Annotated in this window: 16 protein-coding genes; 14 read left to right on the top strand and 2 right to left on the bottom strand. The window is 74.0% G+C overall.

Annotated elements, in window-relative coordinates; translation table 11 throughout:
• The first annotated feature begins 141 nt into the window (after nt 1–141).
• Together FHU37_RS07810 and FHU37_RS07805 are read left to right on the top strand one after the other, a co-directional pair.
• The gene (locus FHU37_RS07810) at nt 142–1,269 is read left to right on the top strand and encodes a sensor histidine kinase (RefSeq protein ID WP_179813481.1); all 1,128 of its coding nucleotides are present in this window, start codon (nt 142–144) and stop codon (nt 1,267–1,269) included.
• Complete coding sequence (locus FHU37_RS07805) at nt 1,266–1,931, top strand: response regulator (RefSeq protein WP_179813480.1); 666 nt, start codon at nt 1,266–1,268, stop codon at nt 1,929–1,931. Before FHU37_RS07810 ends, FHU37_RS07805 begins: the two co-directional genes overlap by 4 nt.
• A 36-nt stretch (nt 1,932–1,967) precedes the next feature.
• Here FHU37_RS07805 and FHU37_RS07800 read toward each other — a convergent pair whose 3' ends face one another.
• Complete coding sequence (locus FHU37_RS07800; protein WP_179813479.1) at nt 1,968–2,726, bottom strand: DeoR/GlpR family DNA-binding transcription regulator; 759 nt, start codon at nt 2,724–2,726, stop codon at nt 1,968–1,970.
• A 107-nt stretch (nt 2,727–2,833) separates the two neighbouring features.
• Between FHU37_RS07800 and FHU37_RS07795 the strand changes: the two genes are divergently transcribed.
• Complete coding sequence (locus FHU37_RS07795) at nt 2,834–3,517, top strand: NUDIX domain-containing protein (protein WP_179813478.1); 684 nt, start codon at nt 2,834–2,836, stop codon at nt 3,515–3,517.
• An 88-nt stretch (nt 3,518–3,605) separates the two neighbouring features.
• Here FHU37_RS07795 and xynC read toward each other — a convergent pair whose 3' ends face one another.
• The gene (gene xynC / locus FHU37_RS27890) at nt 3,606–5,552 is read right to left on the bottom strand and encodes a glucuronoarabinoxylan endo-1,4-beta-xylanase XynC (RefSeq protein WP_179813477.1); all 1,947 of its coding nucleotides are present in this window, start codon (nt 5,550–5,552) and stop codon (nt 3,606–3,608) included.
• A gap of 377 nt (nt 5,553–5,929) precedes the next feature.
• Between xynC and FHU37_RS07785 the strand changes: the two genes are divergently transcribed.
• From FHU37_RS07785 to FHU37_RS07735, 11 genes are all read left to right on the top strand, one after another.
• Nucleotides 5,930–6,610, top strand: coding sequence for a helix-turn-helix transcriptional regulator (locus FHU37_RS07785; protein ID WP_179813476.1), 681 nt, complete (start codon nt 5,930–5,932; stop codon nt 6,608–6,610).
• A 32-nt stretch (nt 6,611–6,642) separates the two neighbouring features.
• Nucleotides 6,643–7,197 (top strand): DUF3291 domain-containing protein, encoded by a 555-nt coding sequence (locus FHU37_RS07780; protein ID WP_179813475.1) that lies wholly within the window; start codon nt 6,643–6,645, stop codon nt 7,195–7,197.
• Between the two features lie 235 nt (nt 7,198–7,432).
• A complete protein-coding gene (locus tag FHU37_RS07775; RefSeq protein ID WP_179813474.1) occupies nt 7,433–8,344 on the top strand; it encodes a DNA/RNA non-specific endonuclease in 912 nt (303 codons plus the stop codon).
• 220 nt (nt 8,345–8,564) lie between these two features.
• Nucleotides 8,565–9,233, top strand: a complete 669-nt coding sequence (locus FHU37_RS07770; RefSeq protein ID WP_179813473.1) for a DUF4097 family beta strand repeat-containing protein — start codon at nt 8,565–8,567, stop codon at nt 9,231–9,233.
• A 228-nt stretch (nt 9,234–9,461) separates the two neighbouring features.
• The gene (locus FHU37_RS07765; protein WP_179813472.1) at nt 9,462–11,738 is read left to right on the top strand and encodes a S9 family peptidase; all 2,277 of its coding nucleotides are present in this window, start codon (nt 9,462–9,464) and stop codon (nt 11,736–11,738) included.
• A 524-nt stretch (nt 11,739–12,262) separates the two neighbouring features.
• The gene (locus tag FHU37_RS07760) at nt 12,263–13,273 is read left to right on the top strand and encodes a hypothetical protein (protein ID WP_179813471.1); all 1,011 of its coding nucleotides are present in this window, start codon (nt 12,263–12,265) and stop codon (nt 13,271–13,273) included.
• A gap of 23 nt (nt 13,274–13,296) precedes the next feature.
• Nucleotides 13,297–14,337: an ACP S-malonyltransferase gene (locus FHU37_RS07755; RefSeq protein WP_179813470.1), complete on the top strand. Its 1,041-nt coding sequence runs from the start codon at nt 13,297–13,299 to the stop codon at nt 14,335–14,337.
• A gap of 18 nt (nt 14,338–14,355) precedes the next feature.
• Nucleotides 14,356–15,210 (top strand): ACP S-malonyltransferase, encoded by an 855-nt coding sequence (locus FHU37_RS07750; protein WP_179813469.1) that lies wholly within the window; start codon nt 14,356–14,358, stop codon nt 15,208–15,210.
• A complete protein-coding gene (locus FHU37_RS07745) occupies nt 15,207–18,794 on the top strand; it encodes an SDR family NAD(P)-dependent oxidoreductase (protein ID WP_179813468.1) in 3,588 nt (1,195 codons plus the stop codon). The genes FHU37_RS07750 and FHU37_RS07745 overlap by 4 nt, the downstream gene beginning before the upstream one ends.
• 1 nt (nt 18,795) lies before the next feature.
• Nucleotides 18,796–20,163: an MATE family efflux transporter gene (locus tag FHU37_RS07740; protein ID WP_179813467.1), complete on the top strand. Its 1,368-nt coding sequence runs from the start codon at nt 18,796–18,798 to the stop codon at nt 20,161–20,163.
• Between the two features lie 10 nt (nt 20,164–20,173).
• Entirely contained in the window at nt 20,174–21,400 is a 1,227-nt protein-coding gene (locus tag FHU37_RS07735; RefSeq protein WP_179813466.1) for a glycosyltransferase family 4 protein, read from the top strand.
• Nucleotides 21,401–21,530: the final 130 nt, after the last annotated feature.

The raw sequence follows: 21,530 nt of genomic DNA, 5'->3' as shown, positions 1-21,530 counted from the left end.
GGACACTTCGCACTGCCGCCGATGGCGCCCGCCACTGCCACGGACACCGCAGGGAGGCGTGGAACTACTGCGGGCGCGGTAGCCGACGGCTCCTCCACGAGGGGGACCCGCCCGACGGCGCGGACCGGCTAGGGTGCGCGCATGCGTGCAGGTGAGGCCAGTCGCTGGGGCCGTGTCGCGAACTGGGGGATCGCTGCCGGGGTGTCGGCGGCGCTGCTGACCACCGGGCTGTCCGGGGAGCGCTCCGCCACGGGCCCGGAAGCGCTCGGGTACGCGCTGCTGACGGCCGGCGGGCTGGCACTGGCCGCGCGCCGCCGGGCGCCGGTCGCCGTCCTGGCCGTCACCGGGCTGTGCGCGGTGGGGTACCAGGCGGCGGGGTTCGACGTGCCGGTCGTCGCGTACCTGTTCGCCGTCTACGCGGCGGTACGGGCCGGGCGCCGCGCCGTCACGGTGGCGGCGAGCGTGGTCATGCTGGCCACCCTCCCGCTCGCGGCCCTGGCTTCCGGAGCACACGACACAGCCGAGGCGTTCGCGCAGGCCCGAGGCGCCCTGGAGATCGCCTGGCTGATCGCGGCCGGTGCCGCGGGGGAGGCGCTGCGGCAGGCCGAGCGGCGGGCGGACGAGGCCGAGCGGACCCGGGAGGAGACCGCGCGGCGCCGCGCCGACGAGGAACGGCTCCGGATCGCCCGGGAACTGCACGACTCGCTCACCCACCAGATCTCGGTCATCAAGGTGCAGGCGGAGGTGGCCGTGCACGTGGCCCGTAGGCGGGGCGAGGAGGTGCCGCCGTCCCTGCTGGCGATCCAGGAGGCCGGACGCGAGGCGAGCCGGGAGCTGCGCGCCACCCTGGAGGCGTTGCGGGACGACGACACGGCCCCGCCGCGCGGGCTCCATGACGTCCCGGAACTGGTGCAGCGGGCCCGTACGCTCGGCCTGGACGCGACGCTGACGGTCGAGGGCCTGCGCCAGGACGTGCCTGCCGCGGTGGACCGGACCGTGTACCGGATCGTTCAGGAGTCGCTCACCAACATCGCCCGCCACGCGGACGCCGCCACGGCGTCGGTGCGGATCCACTACCGTCCGGACGCCCTCGCCGTCAGCGTCGACGACGACGGCCGGGCGACGCCGTCCACCGCCACGGTGCCCGGCCTCGGGCTGCTCGGCATGCGCGAACGCGTCACCGCCCTCGGCGGCCGGCTGCGCGCGGAACCACGCGGTGGGGGCGGCTTCACCGTGCAGGCCGAACTGCCCGTGGAGCGGACGCCGTGATCCGGGTCCTGCTGGTCGACGACCAGCCGCTCATTCGCAGTGGGTTCCGCGCGCTCCTCGATCTGGAGGACGACATCGAGGTCGTGGCCGAGGCCGGCGACGGCGGCGAAGGGCTGGAACTCGCCAGGGAGCACCTGCCCGACGTCGCGCTGGTCGACATCCGGATGCCGGTCCTCGACGGCATCGAGGTGACCCGGCGTGTCGCCGCGGACCCGGCCCTGGCCGGGGTGCACGTCGTGATCCTGACCAACTACGGCCTGGACGAGTACGTCTTCGACGCCCTGCGCGCCGGCGCCGCCGGATTCCTGGTCAAGGACGTCGTTCCCGAGGACTTCCTGCACGCCGTGCGCGTCGCCGCCCGTGGCGACGCCCTGCTCGCACCGTCGATCACCCGGAAGCTGATCAACCGCTACCTCACCCGGCCGCTGCCCGCCGACACCGGGCGCCGGGGGCTGGAGCAACTGACCAGCCGTGAACGCGAGGCCGTCGTCCTGGTCGCGCGGGGGCTGTCCAACGACGAGATCGCCGACCACATGGTGATCAGCCCGCTCACCGCGAAGACCCACGTCAACCGCGCCATGGCCAAGCTGCACGCCCGCGACCGGGCCCAGCTCGTGGTCATCGCCTACGAGTCCGGCCTGGTGGCCCCGCACGGGGGGTGACACCCCGTTCGCGGTCGCGTGTTCGCCGGTGCGTGCTCAGGAGGCCGCCAGGACCTCCACGCCGAGCGCGGCGAGCTGACGGACGATTGGGGCGTGCGGGTCGGCGTCGGTGATCAGCGCGCTGACGTCCTCCCAGGGCAGGACGCGGAAGCGTGAGGCCGTGCCGATCTTCTCGGAGGAGGCGAGGACGTAGGTGTCCGCGGCCCGCGCGGCCAGGGCGCGCTTCATCGCCGCCTCCTCGGCGTCGCCCGTGGTGAGTCCCGCCTCCGGGTGCACGCCGGTGACGCCGAGCAGGCAGAGGTCGGCGGAGACGTTCTGCGCCGCCTCGACCGCGGCGGCACCGCAGGCGACCGCCGAGTGCTTGAAGACCCGGCCGCCGAGCAGGAAGAGCTCCGCCCGTGGATGGTCGAGCAGGGCCGCGGCGATCGTCGGGCTGTGGGTGATCACGGTGCAGGCGAGGTCCCGCGGGAGTGCGCGGGCGACGGCGAGGGCGGTGGTCCCGCCGTCGAGGATCAGCGCGCCGCCCGGCCGCACCAGCCCGGCGGCCACCGCGGCGACCTTCTGCTTGCCGTGCGGGGCCACGGCCTGCCGGGCGGCGTAGTCGACCACCGCCGGCGACACGGGCAGCGCGCCGCCGTAGACCCGCTGGCACAGTCCCTCGGCGGCCAGGTCGCGCAGGTCGCGCCGCACGCTGTCCTCGGAGATCCCCAGCTCGGCGGCGACGTCCTTGGCCACGATCTTGCCCTCGCGGGCGAGCAGGCCCAGCAGGTGGTCACGCCGTTCAGCAGCCAGCATGCACACTCTCTCCTGTTCTTGCACGTTTCTGCATGTATCGTAGCGCCCATGACCGACAAGCCCATGCCCACCCCGCGGGATCCCGCACGGCACCCCCGGGAGGCCGCGTGACCAGCCGGCCCGGCGTCGACATCCCGGACCATCGCGGCCGCACCGGCCTCGACCAGGCCGGGCGTGGCCTGGACCGCAACCCCGACGTCGTCGTCCGCGACGTCGAGCTCACCTCCCAGGGCTGGCACGTCCTGCGGCGCACCACCTTCGACTACCGCCGCCGCGACGGGCGCTGGGAGACCCAGCAGCGCGAGACCTACGACCGCGGCAACGGCGCCGTCGTCCTGCCCTACGACACCGGACGCGGCTGCGTGCTGCTCACCCGTCAGTTCCGCTACCCGGCCTACGTCAACGACCACCCGGACGGCATGCTCGTCGAGGCGGCGGCGGGGCTGCTCGACGCCGACGACCCGCCCGCCGCCGTCCGGCGCGAGAGCGCCGAGGAACTCGGCGTCGCCCTCGGCCCGCTCACCCACGTCCTCGACGCCTACATGAGCCCCGGCTCCGTCACCGAACGCCTCCACTTCTTCGCCGCCCCCTACACCCCGGCCGACCGGACCGGACCCGGCGGCGGACTGGAGGAGGACGGCGAGGACATCGAGGTCCTCGAACTGCCGTTCGTCGAGGCCCTGGCCATGACCCGGGACGGACGCATCACCGACGGCAAGACCATCCTGCTCCTGCAGTGGGCGGCCCTGGACGGACCCTTCGCCCCGGCCGCGGCCCGGCGCGGCGCCTGACACCGCGGCACGGTGCGCGGGCCCTCCGCGGCGGCGCGGGGGTGCCGGGCCGGGCACCCCCGCGCCGCCGGCGGTTCCGCGGCCGGGATCAGACGGCCGTGCAGGCGCCGCCGTTGAGGGTGAAGGCGGACGGGGCGGGGTTGCTGCCGCCCCGGCCGGCGATGAAGCCGACGGTGACGGAGCCGCCGGCCGGGATGGTGGAGGTCCAGGCCACCGGGGTGACACTCACCGCGCCGCCGTTCTGCGCCGGCGTGCCGCCCCACATCTGGGTGATGGTCTGGCCGGCGGTGAAGGTGAAGGCGAGCGTCCAGCCGGTGAGGGCAGCGGTGCCGGTGTTGTGGACGACGATCTCGCCCTGGAAGCCGCTGCCCCAGTCGTCCACGGTCCGGTAACGCACGCCGCAGGTGCCCGTCGAGGCGTCGGCGGTGGTGATGGTGACGGTGGCGGAGCGGGGCGAGCGGTTGCCGGCCGCGTCGCGCGCGTAGACCGCGAAGGTGTAGGCGGTGCCGGCGGTCAGGCCGGTGACGGTGGCCTGGGTGGTGGTGGACGAGGCGGCCGGGGTCTCGGTGCCGCCGCTGACCCGCACCACGTCGTAGCCGGCCACCCGCACGTCGTCGGTGGAGGCCGGCCAGTCGAGTGTGACGGAGCCGGCGGTGACCTGGGAGGCGCTGGGGGCGCCGGGCGCGGTGGGCGGCTCGGTGTCGCCCCCCGTGGGAGGTGCCACGTCGAGGACGAAGGTCGTCACGCTCTGGGCGGGGAGCTCACCGGTGAAGGAACCGTTCGAGGCGCCGCCACCGGCCTGCGGCGCGAGGGTCCTGGTCGCGTCCGTCACCCAGGAGGACACGCCGGACACGGTGGTGTTCGCCAGGGTGAACTGCTGGCTCACCGGGGAGGTGCCCTTGTTGACGGCCACGATGACCACCGTGGAGTCGCCGCCCCTGTACGCCGAGGTGTAGACGTTCGGCTGGGGGTTCGCCGTCGCGTCGACCCGCACGTATCCCGGGCGGACGAACTTCGAGAAGTGCGCCATGTTGGCGCCGCGCTTGCTGATCCGCCCGTCCTCGCGCATGGGGCCGTAGCCCCGCCGGATGTACCACCACAGGTACGCCTGGAACTCGCCGTCGACCATCGCGCGGTGGATGTGTTCGCCCACGTCGAGCGCCTGCGGCCACAGGTCCGCCGAGTCACTGCTGTTGGGGTGGTAGACCTCGGTCATCCAGAGTTCCTTGCCCTGCCCCTTCTCCTTGAAGAGGGGGTAGGAGAAGTTCCCGAACGGCGTGCCGTAGAGGTGGGCCCCGAGGACGTCCACGTTGGCGAGGGCCGCCGGGTCATTGAGGATGGGGTCGGAGAAGCTCTTGACGTACTGGAAGGACTCCGGGGCGATGACCCTGGTCTGGATCGAGCCGGCGTTCTCCCGGAGGAAGCGGATCATCTCGGTCGGGGTCCACCACGTCCAGTCGTGCGCGTAGTCGGGTTCGTTCTGCACCGAGATGGCGTACAGGTCCACCCCGTTGTCCCGCATGAAGAGGTAGAAGTCGTTCAGGTGCTGTGCGTAGGCGCCGTACATGTCGTACCGCAGCCGTTTCGCGTCGGTCTGAGTGCCGCGGACGAACGTCTCCACCATGTGTGCGGGGGGATTCCACGGTGAGGCGATGACGAGCGCCCCGTGTTCGACGGCACGCCTGGCGGTCGCGACCTCGCGGCTCCAGTTCGCCCGGTCCTCGTGGACCGGGATCCGCAGCACGGTGAAGCCCAGCTGCCCCTCGCCGTTGCCGAACGCCGTGTCGCGCTGAGCGGGCGTCAGGTCACTGATCCAGAGCGTGTGGTTCATGCCGCCGAAGCCCCGGATCGTCTGCCGCCGCGCCGACGGATCGACGACCGCGGCGGTGGCCGCCGCCGCGGACGGTGCTCCGAGCACCCCCAGGGCCGCCGGCGCGGCCACGAGCACCGGTAGGGCCCCCATCGTCGCCAGCACGGACCTCCGACTGACGGACTCCGGCCCGGCGACCTCGGACTCACCCTTGCGTGGCGTCATGTAGCACTCCAGATGGCGTTGGCTTCTCGACCTGCGCTGCCTTGGTGCCGATCGTTCCGGTCGGCGGTGCTGCTGTGCGGACTCGGGACATCGCCCACGGTGATGTGAGCGCTCACAAAGGCGGAACGGAGCGTGCGCGTGCTGTGGCATGCACATGACAGGTACCCGTCCTCGGGGGCGGGGGAGCGGAAGGGCCTGTCCGGGGAGGGGACCGGGGTGGCGTCCCTCGGGACATAGCGTGTGGGGGCGCTGGGGCGAAGTCAAGGCGTGTGAGCGGCCCCCCGCCCGCTGCCGGGAGGCGGCGAGGGGAGGCGGGCGCAGCGGCGGGCGGGCTCCGCGCTTCTATCTCCAACCTGTGTTGTTCCTAGAATGGGCTGGTGGAGGACATCGACGCGATCGCGGTGCTGCAGGATCCGGTGCGGCGCCGTCTGTACGAGTACGTGGCGGCGCAGGGCCGCGAGGTCGGCCGGAACGAGGCCGCCGAGGCGGCCGGGGTGGCGCGCACGCTCGCCGCGCACCACCTGGACAGGCTGGCCGAGGCCGGGCTGCTGGAGAGCGGCAGCCGCCGTCTGACGGGCCGCTCGGGCCCCGGGGCGGGGCGCCCCGCCAAGGTGTACACGCGGGCGCGGGGCGAGCGGTCGGTGTCGCTGCCCGCCCGCGACTACCGGACCGCCGCCGAACTGCTGGCCGAGGCCGCCGAGGAGGCCGGGCTGGACGCCGGGCTCTGCGCGGCGGCGCGGCGGCGGGGCGAGGCCCTGCGCGGCTCGGCGGCGCCCTGCGGCGGCCTCGACGAGGCGGTGGAGATGCTGGCCGCGCGCGGCTACGAACCGCGTCTGGAGGTCGCGGACGGCGCGGAGGGCGCGGCCGGGCAGGTCGTCCGCATGCGCAACTGCCCCTTCCACGCCGTCGCCGAACGCTTCCCGCCGCTCGTCTGCGGCATGAACCTGGCGCTGCTGGAGGGGCTGCTGGGCGCGGGCGGGCCCGTCCGCGCGCGGATGGACGCCCGGCCGGGGGAGTGCTGCGTGGTGGTCGAACCCTCTAAAAGCAATGATCATTGACATAGAAAAGGCGGGCGTGCTGGGATGAGGTCATGACCGCTTCCCCGCACGCCGCCCACCTCGCCGAGCTCAACGTCGCCACGCTCCGCCACCCCCTCGACGACCCGCGCATCGCGCCGTTCGTCGAGATGCTGGACTCGGTCAACGCCGCCGCCGACCGCGCACCCGGCTTCGTGTGGCGGCTGGTCGAGGAGGGAGCGGCCGACGCCACCGGTCTGCGCCCGGCGGGGGAGGACGTCATCGTCAACCTGTCGGTGTGGGAGACCCAGGAGGCCCTGTGGGACTTCACCTACCGCAGCGGCCACCTGGAGGTCATGCGGCGGCGCCGCGAGTGGTTCCAGCGGCACGTCGAGGCGCACCTCGTGCTCTGGTGGGTCCCCGCCGGCCACCTGCCGACCGTCGGCGAGGCCCTGGAGCGGCTGGCGGACCTGCGGGCGCACGGGCCGTCCCCGCGCGCGTTCACCTTCGCCTCCTCCTACACGCCGGCCGAGGCCGCCGAGCACCGTCACGCCGTGCCGCCGGCGCGGCCCGAGCCGACCCCCCGCGGGGCGGGGCAGACGCCGGCGGGGGACGCGGCGGCGGTGTAGGGCGCTGGGAGCGCCTACCCGCCACACCCCTCCCGTGACACCGCGCGGCCCCGGCGGTCGCGCACGGTTGCTGGACGAATCAACAGAACAGCGTGTCGCTCACTTGGTTGAGGTGGCAGGTGGGGCGCGGGACCATGGACGGGGAGACCCATTCCACGGGGGAACGCACCGACAACGCGCACGACAGCGTCGGTGTCACGCGCCGCTGGACGCCGACGTGGATCGGGAGGCCATCATGGCAAGCTCACCCCGTCCCCACCGGTCGGCCACCGGCGTGACCACCACGCTGACCGCCGACGCGCTCGCCGGCCGGACCGGCTACGACCCCGCCTTCCTGGGGATCGACGTGCCCGTCCCCCGTCCGACCGACCCCGGCATCGTGACGGTCCCGCTGCCCTACACCCACTTCACGGTGCTGCTGCGCCCCGACCGCAAGCTCGCCGCGGCGACGACCGTGGCGGTGGACGGCGCGACCCTGCGGGACTCGGACCGGGACAGCGACTGGCGGCTGGACCCGCGGGTCCCGGCGAGCAGCCAGGCGGGCCACGAACTGTACCGGCGCAACAGGCTCGACAAGGGCCACCTGGTCCGCCGCCTCGACCCGGTCTGGGGCAGCCCGGCGGAGGCGGAGCGGGCGGACGACGACACCTTCCACTACACCAACGCGGCCCCGCAGGCGGACGTGTTCAACCAGGGCATGCAGCTGTGGCTCGGGCTGGAGAACTTCCTGCTGGACCACGCGGCCCGGTTCGACCGGCGACTGGTGGTGCACTCCGGACCGGTGCTGCGGGACACCGACCCGCTCTACCGCGGGGTGCGGATCCCGCTGCACTTCTGGAAGGTGGCGGCGTTCCGCCAGGACGGCGCGCTGGCGGCCACGGCGTACGTGCTGGAACAGGTCCCGGACCTGGCGAACGTGCCGGCCGCGCTGGCCATGGCCGAGGCCGTTGGCAACCCGCCGCCGCTCGGCCCGTTCCGCACCTTCCAGGTGCCCGTGCGGGACGTCGCCGACATCACCGGGTTGGACCTCGACCCGCTCGTGACGGCCGACCTGATGCCCGTCACGCCCGCGGCCGCCGCCGCTCCCGCCCGCGAGCGCTGGCGGGAGCTGACCTCGCACGAGGACATCTCGCTCGGCCGGCCCTGACCGTCGGCGTTCACCTCCAATCCATTGCAACGGGCGGGGGAGCTGGCGTTGCGTTACTCGCAGCGCCATTGCAATGATTTCTCGGCTTTACCTGCATCGATGGCATTTTTCTGCAACGAGCATGTTGTCAGCTCTGTGAATGCAACGTAGCGTTTGCGTCGTCGGAAACAACACCGGGTCGGAGCACCGCCGAGTCGGAACACCGCCGAAGGAGAGCACGATGCAGACGTTCGCCACCCCCGCCCCGATCTCCGCCGTCCTCGACGTCCCCGCCGGGCGCATCCGGTTCATCGCCGCCGACCGGGCCGACACCGCGGTCGAGGTCCTGCCCGCCAACGCCTCGAACGGCCGCGACGCCAAGGCCGCGGAGCGGACCACGATCGACTACCGCGACGGGGTGCTGCGGATCGCGACCCCGGCGAAGAACGAGCTCCTCGGCCCCTCCGGCTCCGTCGAGGTGACCGTCCAGCTGCCCGCCGGCTCCCACGTCGAGGCCAAGGCCGCCAGCGCCGAGTTCCGCGGCGTCGGACGCCTCGGCGACGTCACCTACGAGGGCGCGCACGGCTCCGCCAAGCTCGACGAGACCGCCGGCGCCCGCCTCACCCTCCAGGCCGGCGACGTCCAGGTCGGCCGCCTCGGCGGCCCCGCCGAGATCACCACCCGCAGGGGCGACATCCACATCGCCGAGGCCGTCCGCGGCACCGTCACCCTGCGCACCGAGCAGGGCGGGATCTCGGTCGGCGCCGCCCGCGGGGTCTCCGCCTCCCTGGACGCCGGCACCTCCTACGGCCGCATCCACAACTCCCTCACCAACACCACCGGCCCCGCCGCCGACCTGAACATCCACGCGACCACCGCCCACGGCGACATCACCGCCCGCAGCCTGTAGGGGAAGCAGGCGAGAACCACCACCCTCCGGGGAGGCGCGCCCGACCCCGAGTCCCCCGCGCCCCACTCTGACGACGCGGCACCGACCGCGCCCACCCCCGCCCCACTCGGCTCGCGAGACGGCCAGCGCCCTCGCCGGAGCCCATCCACGCCCGCATCACCCCTGCCGTGCCGGCGCACCACCGGGGTCCGCCCGCCCGGCACCGACACCGAGGAAGAACAGAGGGACATGGTCACCACTGAGCACTACCAGGCCGCGGAGCGACTCCTCCGCCGTTCCGCCCGCCCGGGCGAGCTCGTCATCGGCGACAAGGTCAGGCCGCAGTGGATCGACGGGGGCGCCCGCTTCTGGTACGCGGTGAGCAACGGCGTCGGCAGGCGGTTCGTGCTGGTCGACCCGGCGGCGGGCACCCGGGAGCCGGCCTTCGACCACCCCCGGCTCGCCGCCGCGCTGGCCGACGCCTCCGGGCAGCAGATCGATCCCGAGGCCCTGCCCTTCCTGGCCGTCCAACTGGCCGCGGGCACCGTGGAGTTCGACGCGTTCGGCGAGCACTGGCGCTGCCGCCTGGACGACTACGCCTGCGAGCGGGCCGAGTTCACGCCGCCGGGCAATCCCCTGGAGGTGCCGTCACCCGACGGCAAGCTCGCGGTGTCCCAGCGGGGGCACGACCTGTGGGCGCGATCGCTGTCCGACGGCCGCGAGTGGGCGCTGACCACCGACGGCGAACCCGACCACCGGTACGGCTCCGGCCCGGACTGCACCAGCAACGGCACCCTGCTGCGGAAGATCGGCCTGCCGCACCTGCCGCCCGCGGTGGCCTGGTCGCCCGACTCCACCAAGGTGCTGGCGCACCGGACCGACGAGCGCGGCGTCCGGCAGACCCACCTGGTGCAGGCCGGGCCCGCCGACGGCGGCGCGCCCCAACTGCACACCCAGCGGTACGCCCACGCCGGGGACGAGCGCATGCCGCTGGCCGAGCTGGTGGTGCTGGACGTCGCCGCCGGCACGGTGGTCCGCGCGCAGGCCGAGCCGCTGCTCATGCCGCAGATGTCGCCGATCAGCACCCGGTGGGCGTGGTGGGCACCGGACGGCTCGGCGGTGTACTACCTCAGCCGCCCCCGCGACCTGCGCACGCTCACCCTGCACCGGCTGGACCCGGCCACCGGCGAGGTCACCACCGTGCTCAGCGAGACCGGTGACACCCGCGTGGAGCCCAACCAGTGGGCGTACGAGCCGCCGATCGTGCGGGTGCTGGCCGACGAGGCGCTGTGGTACTCGCAGCGGGACGGCTGGGGCCACCTGTACCGGTACGACCTGCGCACCGGCGCCCTGCTCGGCCAGGTCACCTCCGGACAGTGGGCGGTGCGGCAGATCCTGCGCGTCGACGAGGCGCAGCGGGTGGTGTACTTCACCGCGTCCGGGCTGGTCGAGGAGGATCCGTACCGGCGCACGGTGTGCCGGGTCGGCCTGGACGGCTCCGGCTTCGCCCGGGTCACCGACGACGAGCTGGACCACGTGGTCACCCTGCCGGGGAACCCGGAGTACTTCGTCGACTCCGCGTCCACCGTCGACACCCCGCCGGTGGCCCGCGTCGTCGACTGGGACGGGCGGGTGCTGGTCGAGCTGGAGCGCGCCGACATCGGCAGGCTCACCGAGACCGGCTGGACGGCGCCGGAGCGGTTCCGCGTCAAGGCGGCCGACGGGGTGACGGACATCTACGGGGTGCTGTACAAGCCGCGGGGCTTCGACCCCGCCCAGCGGTACCCGGTGGTGGACAACCTCTACCCGGGCCCGCAGGTCAACCGGGTCGCCCCGTGCTTCGACCCGGGCGGCATGGGCCTCGACGCGGAGCCCGTCGCGGCGCTGGGCTTCGTGGTGGTGGCGCTGGACGGGCGCGGCACCCCGGGGCGGAGCAAGTCCTTCCACGACGCCTCCTACGGCCGCCTGGGCGACGCCGGAGGCTTGGCCGACCACGTGGCGGCGCTGCGGCAGCTGGCCGGGACCCGGCCGTGGATGGACCTGGACCGGGTGGGCGCCTTCGGCCACTCCGGCGGCGGGTTCGCCGCCGCGCGGGCGATGCTGGACTTCCCCGAGGTGTACAAGGTGGGAGTCGCCCTCTCCGGCCCGCACGACACCCCCTGCTTCAACCTGGGCTTCGTGGAGGCATACGACGGCGCGGACAATCCCGAGGCGTGGGCCCGCTCCTCCAACGTGGACCTCGCGGACCGGTTGGCGGGCAAGCTGCTGCTCGTCCACGGCGAGATGGACGACCAGGTCCACCCGCACCACACGCTGCGGCTGGCCGACCGGCTCCTGGCCGCCGACAAGGACTTCGAGCTGCTCATCGTGCCCGGGGCCGAGCACACGTTCATCGACTGCCTGGCCTACGTCCGCAGGCGCTGCTGGGACTTCCTGGTGCGCGAGCTGATGGGCACGCGGCCGCCCGCCTACCGCCCCGCCCCCATCGCCATCGGCCCCGAGTTGCTCGGCGAGCTGTTCGCCTGAGCTGACACCAGGCAGCAGGAACCCTCGGAGACCGATCCCCGCGACCCCTCCCGCCCCAGGGCGGCGTACCCCGGCACCGCCGGCGTACGCCGCCCGTCGGCGTCGTCCGGTGCCGTAGCTCAGCGTGGCCGACCCCGCTGAGCTGCGGCGATCCCCGAGGCAGGCCGAATCATATGACTTTTGTTGACCGGCGCCGACGGGGCTGACATGATTGAACGCATCAGGCGAACAGTTGAACGCTCATCTGAGTCGCCGTCAACAAGCCCTCGACCGGGCCCGCGGGCCCGTCTGCTCGTCCTTCCGTGCGCCTCGCCGGAGATCGCCCAATGGCGGGAACCTGCGGCGTGAGCCGTGAGAAGCACCCGCACATCGATGTGCGTGGTGAGAGCGCTCTCACCTGTCCCGGCGCCGCCGTCCCGGCACTGACGGATCGAATCCTGCGGGAAGCGCAGCAGTCCCCGATCCGGTAGGTGCAGCCGAGCGCGTCGCCGAACGGAGGTCTTACACCGTTGTCCGTCGATCAGATGATCCAGTTACCGGGCGTGGACCGGATCCGCACCCGGGATCCCAACAACCACCTGCACTGCCGGAAGACCCAGCTCCTGGCGTACGTCGGCGGCCGAACCCCCTGGTCCGACCTGCTGATGTACCGCGCCCTGGGCTCCACCTCGGCGATCTACCGCCACTGCTACCTGCGCGGCGGGGACCGCTGGGCCTTCGACACCCCGTACGTGGACGACGACGACCTGGGCCTGCTCGGCTTCGAGGTGTTCTCGGCCGGGACCGTGGACCTGGCCCGCTTCGAGTCCGGCCTGGCCGAGTTCCTGGGCGCGGGACAGCCGGTGTTCTTCTACGCGCCCCGGCACCACTTCCCCTACTGGGTGGAGTTCATGCGCCGGGTCGGCACGCTCCCGGAGGAGTACGGACTCCTGCACTCCTTCCTGGTCTGCGGAGCGAGCAGCACCGACGTCCTGCTCGTCGACAACACCGCCGACGACCACGAGTACTTCCCACTGACCGTGGGCTGGGACGTGCTGCGCGACGGCTACGCCCGGGAACCCGAACGCTGGTTCACCGGCTGCGCCACCGTCCGCCAGGTGTCCGACCCCGACCGGGCCGGGTTCGAGGCCGCCTACCGGGCCTTCCTGGCCGGGTTCCGCGACGGCTTCGAGCTCTACGACGTCATCGGCGACAACCTCGCCGTGGAGCGTGCGTCGGTGGCCGCCACCTACCGGGCGCCCGGCGTCAACAGCCTGGCGCTGCTGGCCGGTTCACGGACCCTGTTCTGCCGCTTCCTGGCGCACACCCACCACGGCGAGCCGGTTCGCGCCGCCTACGCCCGCATCGCGCAGCTGGCCACCGTGCTGTCGGACCGGGTCACCGCCTTCCAGGCCGGGCTGCCCGCGCTGTCGGCGGACCAGATCCGCCGGGGCCTCACGCAGCTGCGGACGCGCGAGCAGCGGGCGGCGCGCATGCTCGTCGAAGAGGCGGCCGGCCTCCCTCGGATCCTGCCGACCGCGGACAGCGGCCGCTAACCGCACAACACGGGGGAACGTGCGTGCGACACCTATACCTGTTCAGTGGCATGGCGGGCGTGCAAGGCCCGCCGCTCGCGGCGCTGAGAGCGCTCTACGCGCGGCCGGAGAACGCGCGGTACTTCACCGGCGCGGCCGAAGCGGTGGCGCGCGTGCTCGACCACGTCGGCGCGGACGCGTACCGCCGGGAGCTGCCCGGCGGCATCCCGCTGACCGCCTGGCTGCGTGGCGACACGCCGGACGCCGGCGCCATGGAACACTCCATCGTGGACGGCCTGTTCGCCCACATCTACCAACTCTGCCTGCTGCAACCGGCCGTGGGCCGCGCGGCCGGCGAACGGCCCGCGCCGGTGGCCGCCATCGGCCACAGCCTGGGCCTGATCGGCGCGATGGCCGCCGGGCTGGGAATGACCAGCCGCCGGGAGTACACGGCCTTCTGCCACGACCTGATCGCGATGACCGCGCTGACGCTGATCCGCTGCCACCAATCGGCGCCGCCGCGCACGGGCGCGGCCACCCCCATGGCGGCCGTGCTGGGCATGCCGACCGAGCGGGTGCGCGAGCTGGTGGCGGGGACCCCGGTACACCTGGCCCTCGCGAACTCCGACCGCTCGCACGTGCTGGCCGGGGACCCGGCCGACCTCGCCGAGCTGCGCACCCGGCACGCGCGGCGGCTGGCCGAGCCGGGGGTGCAGTGGACCTACCTGCGCAGCACCGCGCCGTTCCACACCCCGCTGCTGGAGCCGGCGGTGCGCGCGGCGCTGGAGGACCGGCACTTCATGACCTTCCCGCTCACCGGCGACCGGCTGGCCATACCGGTGTACGTCGCCGACTCGCCGGTCAACCTCCAGCACCGCGGCGACCTGCTGCCGGAGGTCATCGCCCACGGGGTGTGCCGCCCGCTGGACTGGCCGGGCACGGTCCGCGCCGCGATCGACGGCTGCCGGCCCGACCAGATCGTCGACTTCGGACCGGGCCCGTCGGCCCGGGTGTTCACCCGGGAGACCCTGCGCGGCAGCCACAACGGCCTGCGCTACCGCAGCATCCCCGCACCGACCGCGTGAGTTAAGGAGCGTCCACGGATGCACTGTCTGGTCTTCCCCGGCCAGGGCGTACAGCGCAAGGGCATGGGGGAGGAACTGTTCGACCGCTATCCCGAGGAGACCGCGGCCGCGTCCGAACTGCTCGGCTATCCCGTGGCACGGCTGTGCCGCGACGACCCGGACGGCCGGCTCGCCGACACCCGCTACGCGCAACCCGCCGTCTTCCTCGTCAACGCGCTGTCCTGGATGGACCTCGAACGCGCGGGCCGGCGGTACGACTACTTCGCCGGGCACAGCCTGGGCGAGTTCAACGCACTGGTGGCCGCCGGCGTCATCGACCTGATGGACGGCCTGGCACTGGTCCGGCGCCGCGCCGAGCTGATGGCCGGCATCACCCGCGGCGCGATGGCCGCGGTGGTCGGGATGAGCTCGGCGCGGGTCGAGGCGACGCTGCACGGCGCCGGGCTCAACCTGGTGCACGTCGCCAACCGCAACAGCGACCGGCAGGTGACGGTGGCCGGGGACCGGCCGCAGCTGGCCCTCGCGGTGAAGGCGCTGCGCGGCCCGGGAGTCCGGGTGCTGCCGGTGTCCGTCAGCGGTCCCTTCCACACGCCGCTGATGGCCCCGGCCGGCCGGGCGTTCGCGGCGGTCCTGCGCGAGTACGAGTTCCGCGCCGGACACACGCCGGTGATGTCCAGCGTCACCGCCGCGGAGTTCACCCCGGACCAGGCGGCCCAGCTGCTCAGCAGGCAGATCCACCGCCCGGTGGAGTGGGTGCGCACCGTCCGGGCCCTGCGCGCCGCCGGCGTCGACCACTTCGACGAGGTCAACGGCACCACCCTCACCGCCCTCATCGCCCAGATCTCGGCACAGCCAACGGAGGAACACGCATGACCACGGACATCGCTGTCATCGGACTGTCCGTCGAAGTGCCGGACGCGCCGGACCAGCACGCGTTCTGGGACGTCGTCCGCACCGGCCGCAGCCTCACCCGGCCGTTCCCGGCGCAGCGGCGCCGGGAGGTCGAGGAGTACCTGCGCTACCACCGGGAGTCGGCGCTGGTGCCGGACGCCGACGAGCGCGTCGAGTTCCACGACGGCAGCTTCCTGGACCGGGTGGACCTGTTCGACCACGCCTTCTTCGGCATGACCCCGAAGCAGGCCGCGGTCACCGACCCGCACCAGCGCCTGGTCCTGCGCACGATGTACCGCGCGCTGGAGGACGCCGGCTACGTCGGGGAGCGGCTGGCCGGCAGCCGCACCGGCGTGTACGTCGGCTACGCGGGCAACCCCGGCTGGTCGTACATGGAGTACTTCTGCCGCATCGACCCCGCGCTGGGGCAGCTCGGCATCACCGGCAACATCGTCACGATGCTGGCCAACCGGCTCTCCTACCTGTTCGACCTGCGCGGCCCCAGCATGGTGATCGACAGCGCCTGCTCGGCCTCGCTCCTGGCGCTGCACCAGGCCAGGGGCGCGCTGCTGCTGGGCGACTGCGAGATGGCCGTGGTGGCCGGCACCCGGATCGTGCTGGCGCCGATGCGGCACCCGCACACCCGGATCGGCATCGAGTCCTCCGACGGCGTGACCCGCACGTTCGACGAGAGCGCGGACGGCACCGGCTTCGGCGAGGGTTCCGGGGCGGTCGTGCTCAAGCGGCTGGACCGGGCGCTGGCGGACGGCGACCAGGTGTACGCGGTCATCAAGGGCAGCGCGGTCAACCACGACGGCCGGTCCGAGATGATGACCGCGCCGGACGCCCGGGCCCAGGCCGAGCTGCTCCAGGATGCGTGGCGGGACGCCGGCGTGGATCCGCGCACGATCGGCTACCTGGAGGTGCACGGCACCGCCACCCGGGTCGGCGACCCGATCGAGTTCGAGGGGCTGCGGCGGGCGTTCGCCTCCCGGACCGACGACCGGCGGTTCTGCGCGGTGGGCACGGTGAAGGCGAACATCGGCCACCTCTTCGAGGGCTCGGGCGTGATGGGCGTGATCAAGGCCGCGCTCGCGCTGCGGCACCGCGTGATCCCGCCACTGGCCAACTACGCGCAGCCGAACAAGGCGATCGATCTCGACGACGGCCCGGTGTACGTGCCGCTGGAGGCGCGCGAGTGGCCGGACGGGAACGGCCCGCGCCGCGCCGGGGTCAGCGCCTTCGGACTCGGCGGGACCAACGCGCACGTCGTGCTGGAGGAGTTCCAGGCGCCCTCGCCGGCGGAGTCCGCGGAAGACCGGCGGCCCTACCTGTTCACCCTCAGCGCGCAGAGCCCGGCGTCCCTCGGCCGGCTGGTCACCCGCTACCGCGAGGCGATCGACGACGGCCGGATCGCCGGCGGTGTCCGGGACGTCTGCTGGACCTCCAACACCTCCCGCGCCGGACACCGCCACCGGCTCGCCTACTCGGTCGCCGACCTGCCCGCCCTGCGGGCGGCGCTGGCGGCCACCGAGGCCGGTGAGGTGCCGGACGCCGCCGGCACCGAGGAAGCCCGCCGCTGGGTCGGCGGCGCCGAGGTCGACCTGCGCGCACAGTACGACGGGCAGCCCCCGCGGACCGTGCACCTGCCGCCGTACGAGTTCGACGAGACCCGGGCCTGGATCGACTTCCCCGAGACCTGGCGCGACCGGTTCGCGCTGGCCGCGCCCCGGACCGAGCACCCGCTGACCCACGAGGCGGGGTTCGCGCCGGCGCCGCTCGCGGAGTCCGGCGGCCCGTCGGCCCACGTGATGGCGCTGGTGGGCCCGGCCGCGGTCGACGCCGTGGCCGCCGCCCTGCCGCCGGACGCGGTGCTGCGCACGCCGGGCGGCACGGACGCCGAGCCGGACCGGCTCGCCGAGGAGCTCGTCGACGAGGGATACACCCACCTGGTGTACGCGCTGGCCTTCGACGACGAGTCGGCGGCCGACCCCGCGGAACTGGACCGCCGCGTCGACGAGCACCTGATCGGCCTCTTCCGGCTGGCCAAGGCGCTGATGCACGCGGGCGCGGGGATCGACCTGGTGGTGCTCACCCGGCGGGCGCTGGCGGTCGTGCCCGGCGAGTCCGGTGTGGTCGCGGAACACGCGGCGCTCGCCGGCCTGGCCAAGGGGATCGCCCGGGAGTACCCGTACCTGAGCGTCCGGCTGCTCGACGTCGACGACGCGGTGCCGGCCGCGCTGCTGCGCGAGGAGATCCTCGCCACGCAGTCCGGCGTGTACGCGCTGCGCGGCACGGAGAAGTACCGCGAGTCCTTCGCCGAACTGCCGGAGGTGCCGGCGGTCCGCGACGCCTACCTGCGGCCCGGCGGCGCCTACCTGATCACCGGCGGCCTCGGCGGCATCGGTCTGGAGACGGCCCGGCACTTCGCGGCCTCGGCCCCCGACGTCCACCTGTACCTGCTCGGCCGCACCGCCCTGCCGCCCGAGGCCGAGTGGGACGCGGTCGCCGCCGACCCGCAGCACCCCGCCGCGGCGCGCGTCACGGCGGTCCGCGAGATCGCCGAGCTCGGCGCCACCGTGCACCCGGTGGCCGCCGACGTCGCCGACGAGGCCGCCCTGGCCGACCTGCTCGCCGCGATCCGCGCCGCGCACGGCCGGCTGGACGGCGTCGTGCACGCCGCCGGCGTGCCCGGCGACAACCTCATCGCGTACCGCGACGCCGACGGGTTCGCCTCGGTACTGCGGCCCAAGCTGCGCGGTGCGTTCCTGCTGCACCACCTGACCCGGGACGACCGGCCCGACTTCGTGCTGCACATGTCCTCGGTGGCCGCGGTGTTCCCGGCGCTCGGGCAGGCCGACTACGCGGCCGCCAACTTCTACCTGGACCACCTGGCCCGCACGCTGGACACGCCGGAGCACCGGGTCGTGAGCGTGCAGTGGGTGGCCTGGCGGGAGATCGGCATGGCGGTCGCCGCCGGCACCAACGAGGACCTGGCGTTCCGCTCGCTGCGCACCCGCACCGGCCTCGACCTGATCGACGCCGCCCTGCGCGGGGGCCGGGCCGGCTTCTTCGCCGGCGAGGTCAACTACGGCAGCGACCTGATGAGCGTGCTGCCTACGTACCACGTGGCCCTCTCCCCGGAGATCGAGCACAAGATCGACACCGGGATCGCGGAGCTCGCGGAGCGGACCCGGCAGAACCTGGCGCGGGTGCGCGAGGCCGTGGAGGCCACCGAGGTGCGACTCACCGGGCGCCCGGACGGCGACTACACCGAACGGGAACGGATGGTCGGCCGCTGCCTGGCGCACACCCTCGGGCACCCGACGATCGACGTCCACGCCGACTTCCGGGACCTGGGCGCGGACTCGATCATGGCGCTGACCATCGGCAACAGCATCTCCGCCTGCCTGGGCCGCCAGTTCGACACCGTCGACCTGATGAGCGAGCGCACTGTGGCCGCCGTCGGCCGGCTCATCGAGACCAAGTACGACACGGACGCGCCGGACGCCGACGGCGATGACGACGCGTGGCTCGACGACCTGCTGACCACACCCGGAGACTGACGTGTCGGACCTCACGCGGGGCCCGATCCTGAACGGCATCGTCCAGATCGCGGCCCCGCTGGCCCTGGCCAATCTGCTCCAGCAGGGCTACCTGCTGGTCGACAGCATGGTCGTCGGGCGGTACGTGGGCGTCACCGGACTGGCCGCGATGGGCGCGGCGCAGCCGCTGTACGCGATCCTGACCTCGCTGTTCACCGGTGTCTCCAACGCGTTCGCGGTACGGCTCGGGCACCAGGCCGGCGCCGGGCGGCGCGACGATCCCGGCACGCTGCTGGCGCTCGCGGTCTGCACCGCGGCGTGGTCGGCGATCTGCGCCGTCGCCGCGGTGCTGCTCGCGGAGCCACTGCTGGCGCTGACCGGGGTGACCGGTCAGGTCGCCGCCGAGGCGCGCACGTTCGCGGTGACGCTGTGCTCGGGCATGGTCGCGATCTACGCGCTCGGCGCGGTGTGCGCGGTGCTGACCGGCCGCGGCGACGCCCGCCGCGCCACCGCCCTGATGATCACCGCGAGCGTGCTGAACGCGCTGTTCGCCTGGTTGTTCGTGGGCCCCTGGCGGCTCGGGATCGCAGGCGCGGCGCTCGCCGTGCTGGCCGCCAACGCGCTGACCGCGGCGGCCGGCCTGGCCGGCCTGGTGCGCGAGCAGCGGCGGCGGCCGACCGGGGCGGTCCCGGTCACCGCCGCCGCGGTGCGCGCCGAGGTGCGGCACGGCCTGACCATCGGCACCCCGATGGCCGTGCAGTACCTGCTGATCGGCGTCGGCGTGCTGGCCCTGGTGTGGATCGTCACGCCGTTCGGGGAGGCGACCCTCGCGGCGCTCACCGTGGTCGCCCGGCTGGAGCTGCTGACCAGCGCGCTGTTCCTCTCCCTGTCCAGTGCGCTGATGGTGTTCACCGCGCAGAACACCGGCGCCGGCCGGACCGCGCGCGTCCGCGAGGGGACACGCCGCGCCGTGTGGCTGGGCATCGCGCTGACCGCGCTGGTGTCCGTGCTGCTGGTCGCCGGACGCGGGCCGATCGCCGCGCTGTTCTCCGGCGGCCACGAGACACAGGCGGTGACGGAGCGGTACATCCTCATCACGTCACCGTTCTTCGTGTGCTACACGCTGATGGTCGTGCTGCACGGCTGGTTCAACGGCATCGCCCGCACCGTCGTGCCGTTGATCTGCACGGTGACGTCGCTGGGCGTGGTGCGGCTGCCGCTGTCGTACCTCCTGGGGCAGGCGTGGGGCGTCGACGGCGTCATCTGGGCGACGGTGATCGGCTGGGCCGTCGGACTGGCCTACACGCTGGTGGCCACCCGGCAGGCGGTGGCCGCGCCGCCGCCACCGGCGGAGAAGGCCGTCCAACCCGACGACGCGGCCAGAAGGTAGGAGCGGGGCGATGACGCGTTCGCTGTTCGTCAGTGACATCCTGCCCCGCCGCCCCGCCGGGGGCGCGGTGCAGCGGATGGACGTGGTCACCGGGGCGCTGGCCGAACTGGGCCCGGTGGACGCGCTCTTCCTCGCGCCGCCCGGCTCCGGGCCCCCGCCGGAGGAGACCGCCCGCTTCGCCCGCACCGGGGTCGTCACCGTGCCGCCGTACACGGGGGCCCGCGCCTTCTGGGAGATCGCCGCGCGCGGGCCGTCCGCCGCCTACGCCGGTCACCAGCGGCGCGCGCTCGCCCCCGCCCTGCCCGAGTGGGCGACCAGCACCGACTACGCCCTGGTGTGGTTCAACCGGGAACGCGCCTGGCTGCCGCTGCGCGGCCGGTTCGCCGGCCGCACGGTCGTCGACGTGGACGACTTCGAGGACGTGCTCATCCGCCGCTGGCGGCGACTCGGCCGCGGCGTGTGGGGCGTGCCGCTGACGCCGTGGCAGCGCGTGCAGGCGCGCCGGTCGATCGCCTGGTGGGGCCGGGTCCACCGGCGGGTGGCGCGGGAGGTGGACGTGGCCGTGGTCGCCTGCGCCGCCGACGCCGCCCGGCTGGACGCCGGGCGAACGGTGGTGGTGCCGAACACCTACCCCGCCCGTCCGCCGGTGCCGCGGAGCGCCGGCTGCGGCGCGACCATCCTGTTCCAGGGCTCCTTCGACTGGGCGCCGAACGCGCACGCCGCCCGCTGGCTGACCGGTGAGATCCTGCCGCGGATCCGCGCGCGGGTGCCGGACGCCAGGGTGGTGCTGGCGGGCAGGTCCACCCCGGAGGTCGACGCACTGGCCGGTCCGCACGTCACGGTGACCGGCGCGGTCCCGAGCATGACGCCGTACCTGCGGGCCGCCGACCTGGTCGTGGTCCCGCTGCGGGTGGGCAGCGGGACCCGCATCAAGATCCTCGAAGCGTTCGCGCACGGTGTGCCGGTGGTCAGCACCACGATCGGCGCCGAGGGCCTCGACGTCGTCGCCGGCGAGCACCTGGCCGTCGCCGACACCGCCGACGGCCTGGCCCGGCACTGCGTGGACCTGCTCACCGACCGGTCGCGCAGGGACGCGATGGCCGCCGCCGCGAGCCGCCTGCACCTCGACCGGTACCTGCCCGAGCACGCGGCCGCCCTCGTCCGGCGGGCGGCCGAGCGGGCCGCCGCAGGTCAGGGCCTGCGGGCGAACCACCGCCCGGCCCCACGCACCCCATGATCGGGCGCGGCGGTGGCGAGATCCCCGGCGCCGGGCCGGGATGTCCCCCGACCGCCGGGCAGGACGGCGTGCCCATCCCGGTCGGCGCCGCGTTCCCCGCCGCCCCGTGCCGCCTGACCGGGCCCGGCGA

This window comes from Allostreptomyces psammosilenae (assembly GCF_013407765.1).
Taxonomy (GTDB): Bacteria; Actinomycetota; Actinomycetes; order Streptomycetales; family Streptomycetaceae; genus Allostreptomyces; species Allostreptomyces psammosilenae.
Note: the sequence above shows the minus strand (reverse complement) of the source record. Positions and strands in the feature narration are given on the sequence as shown.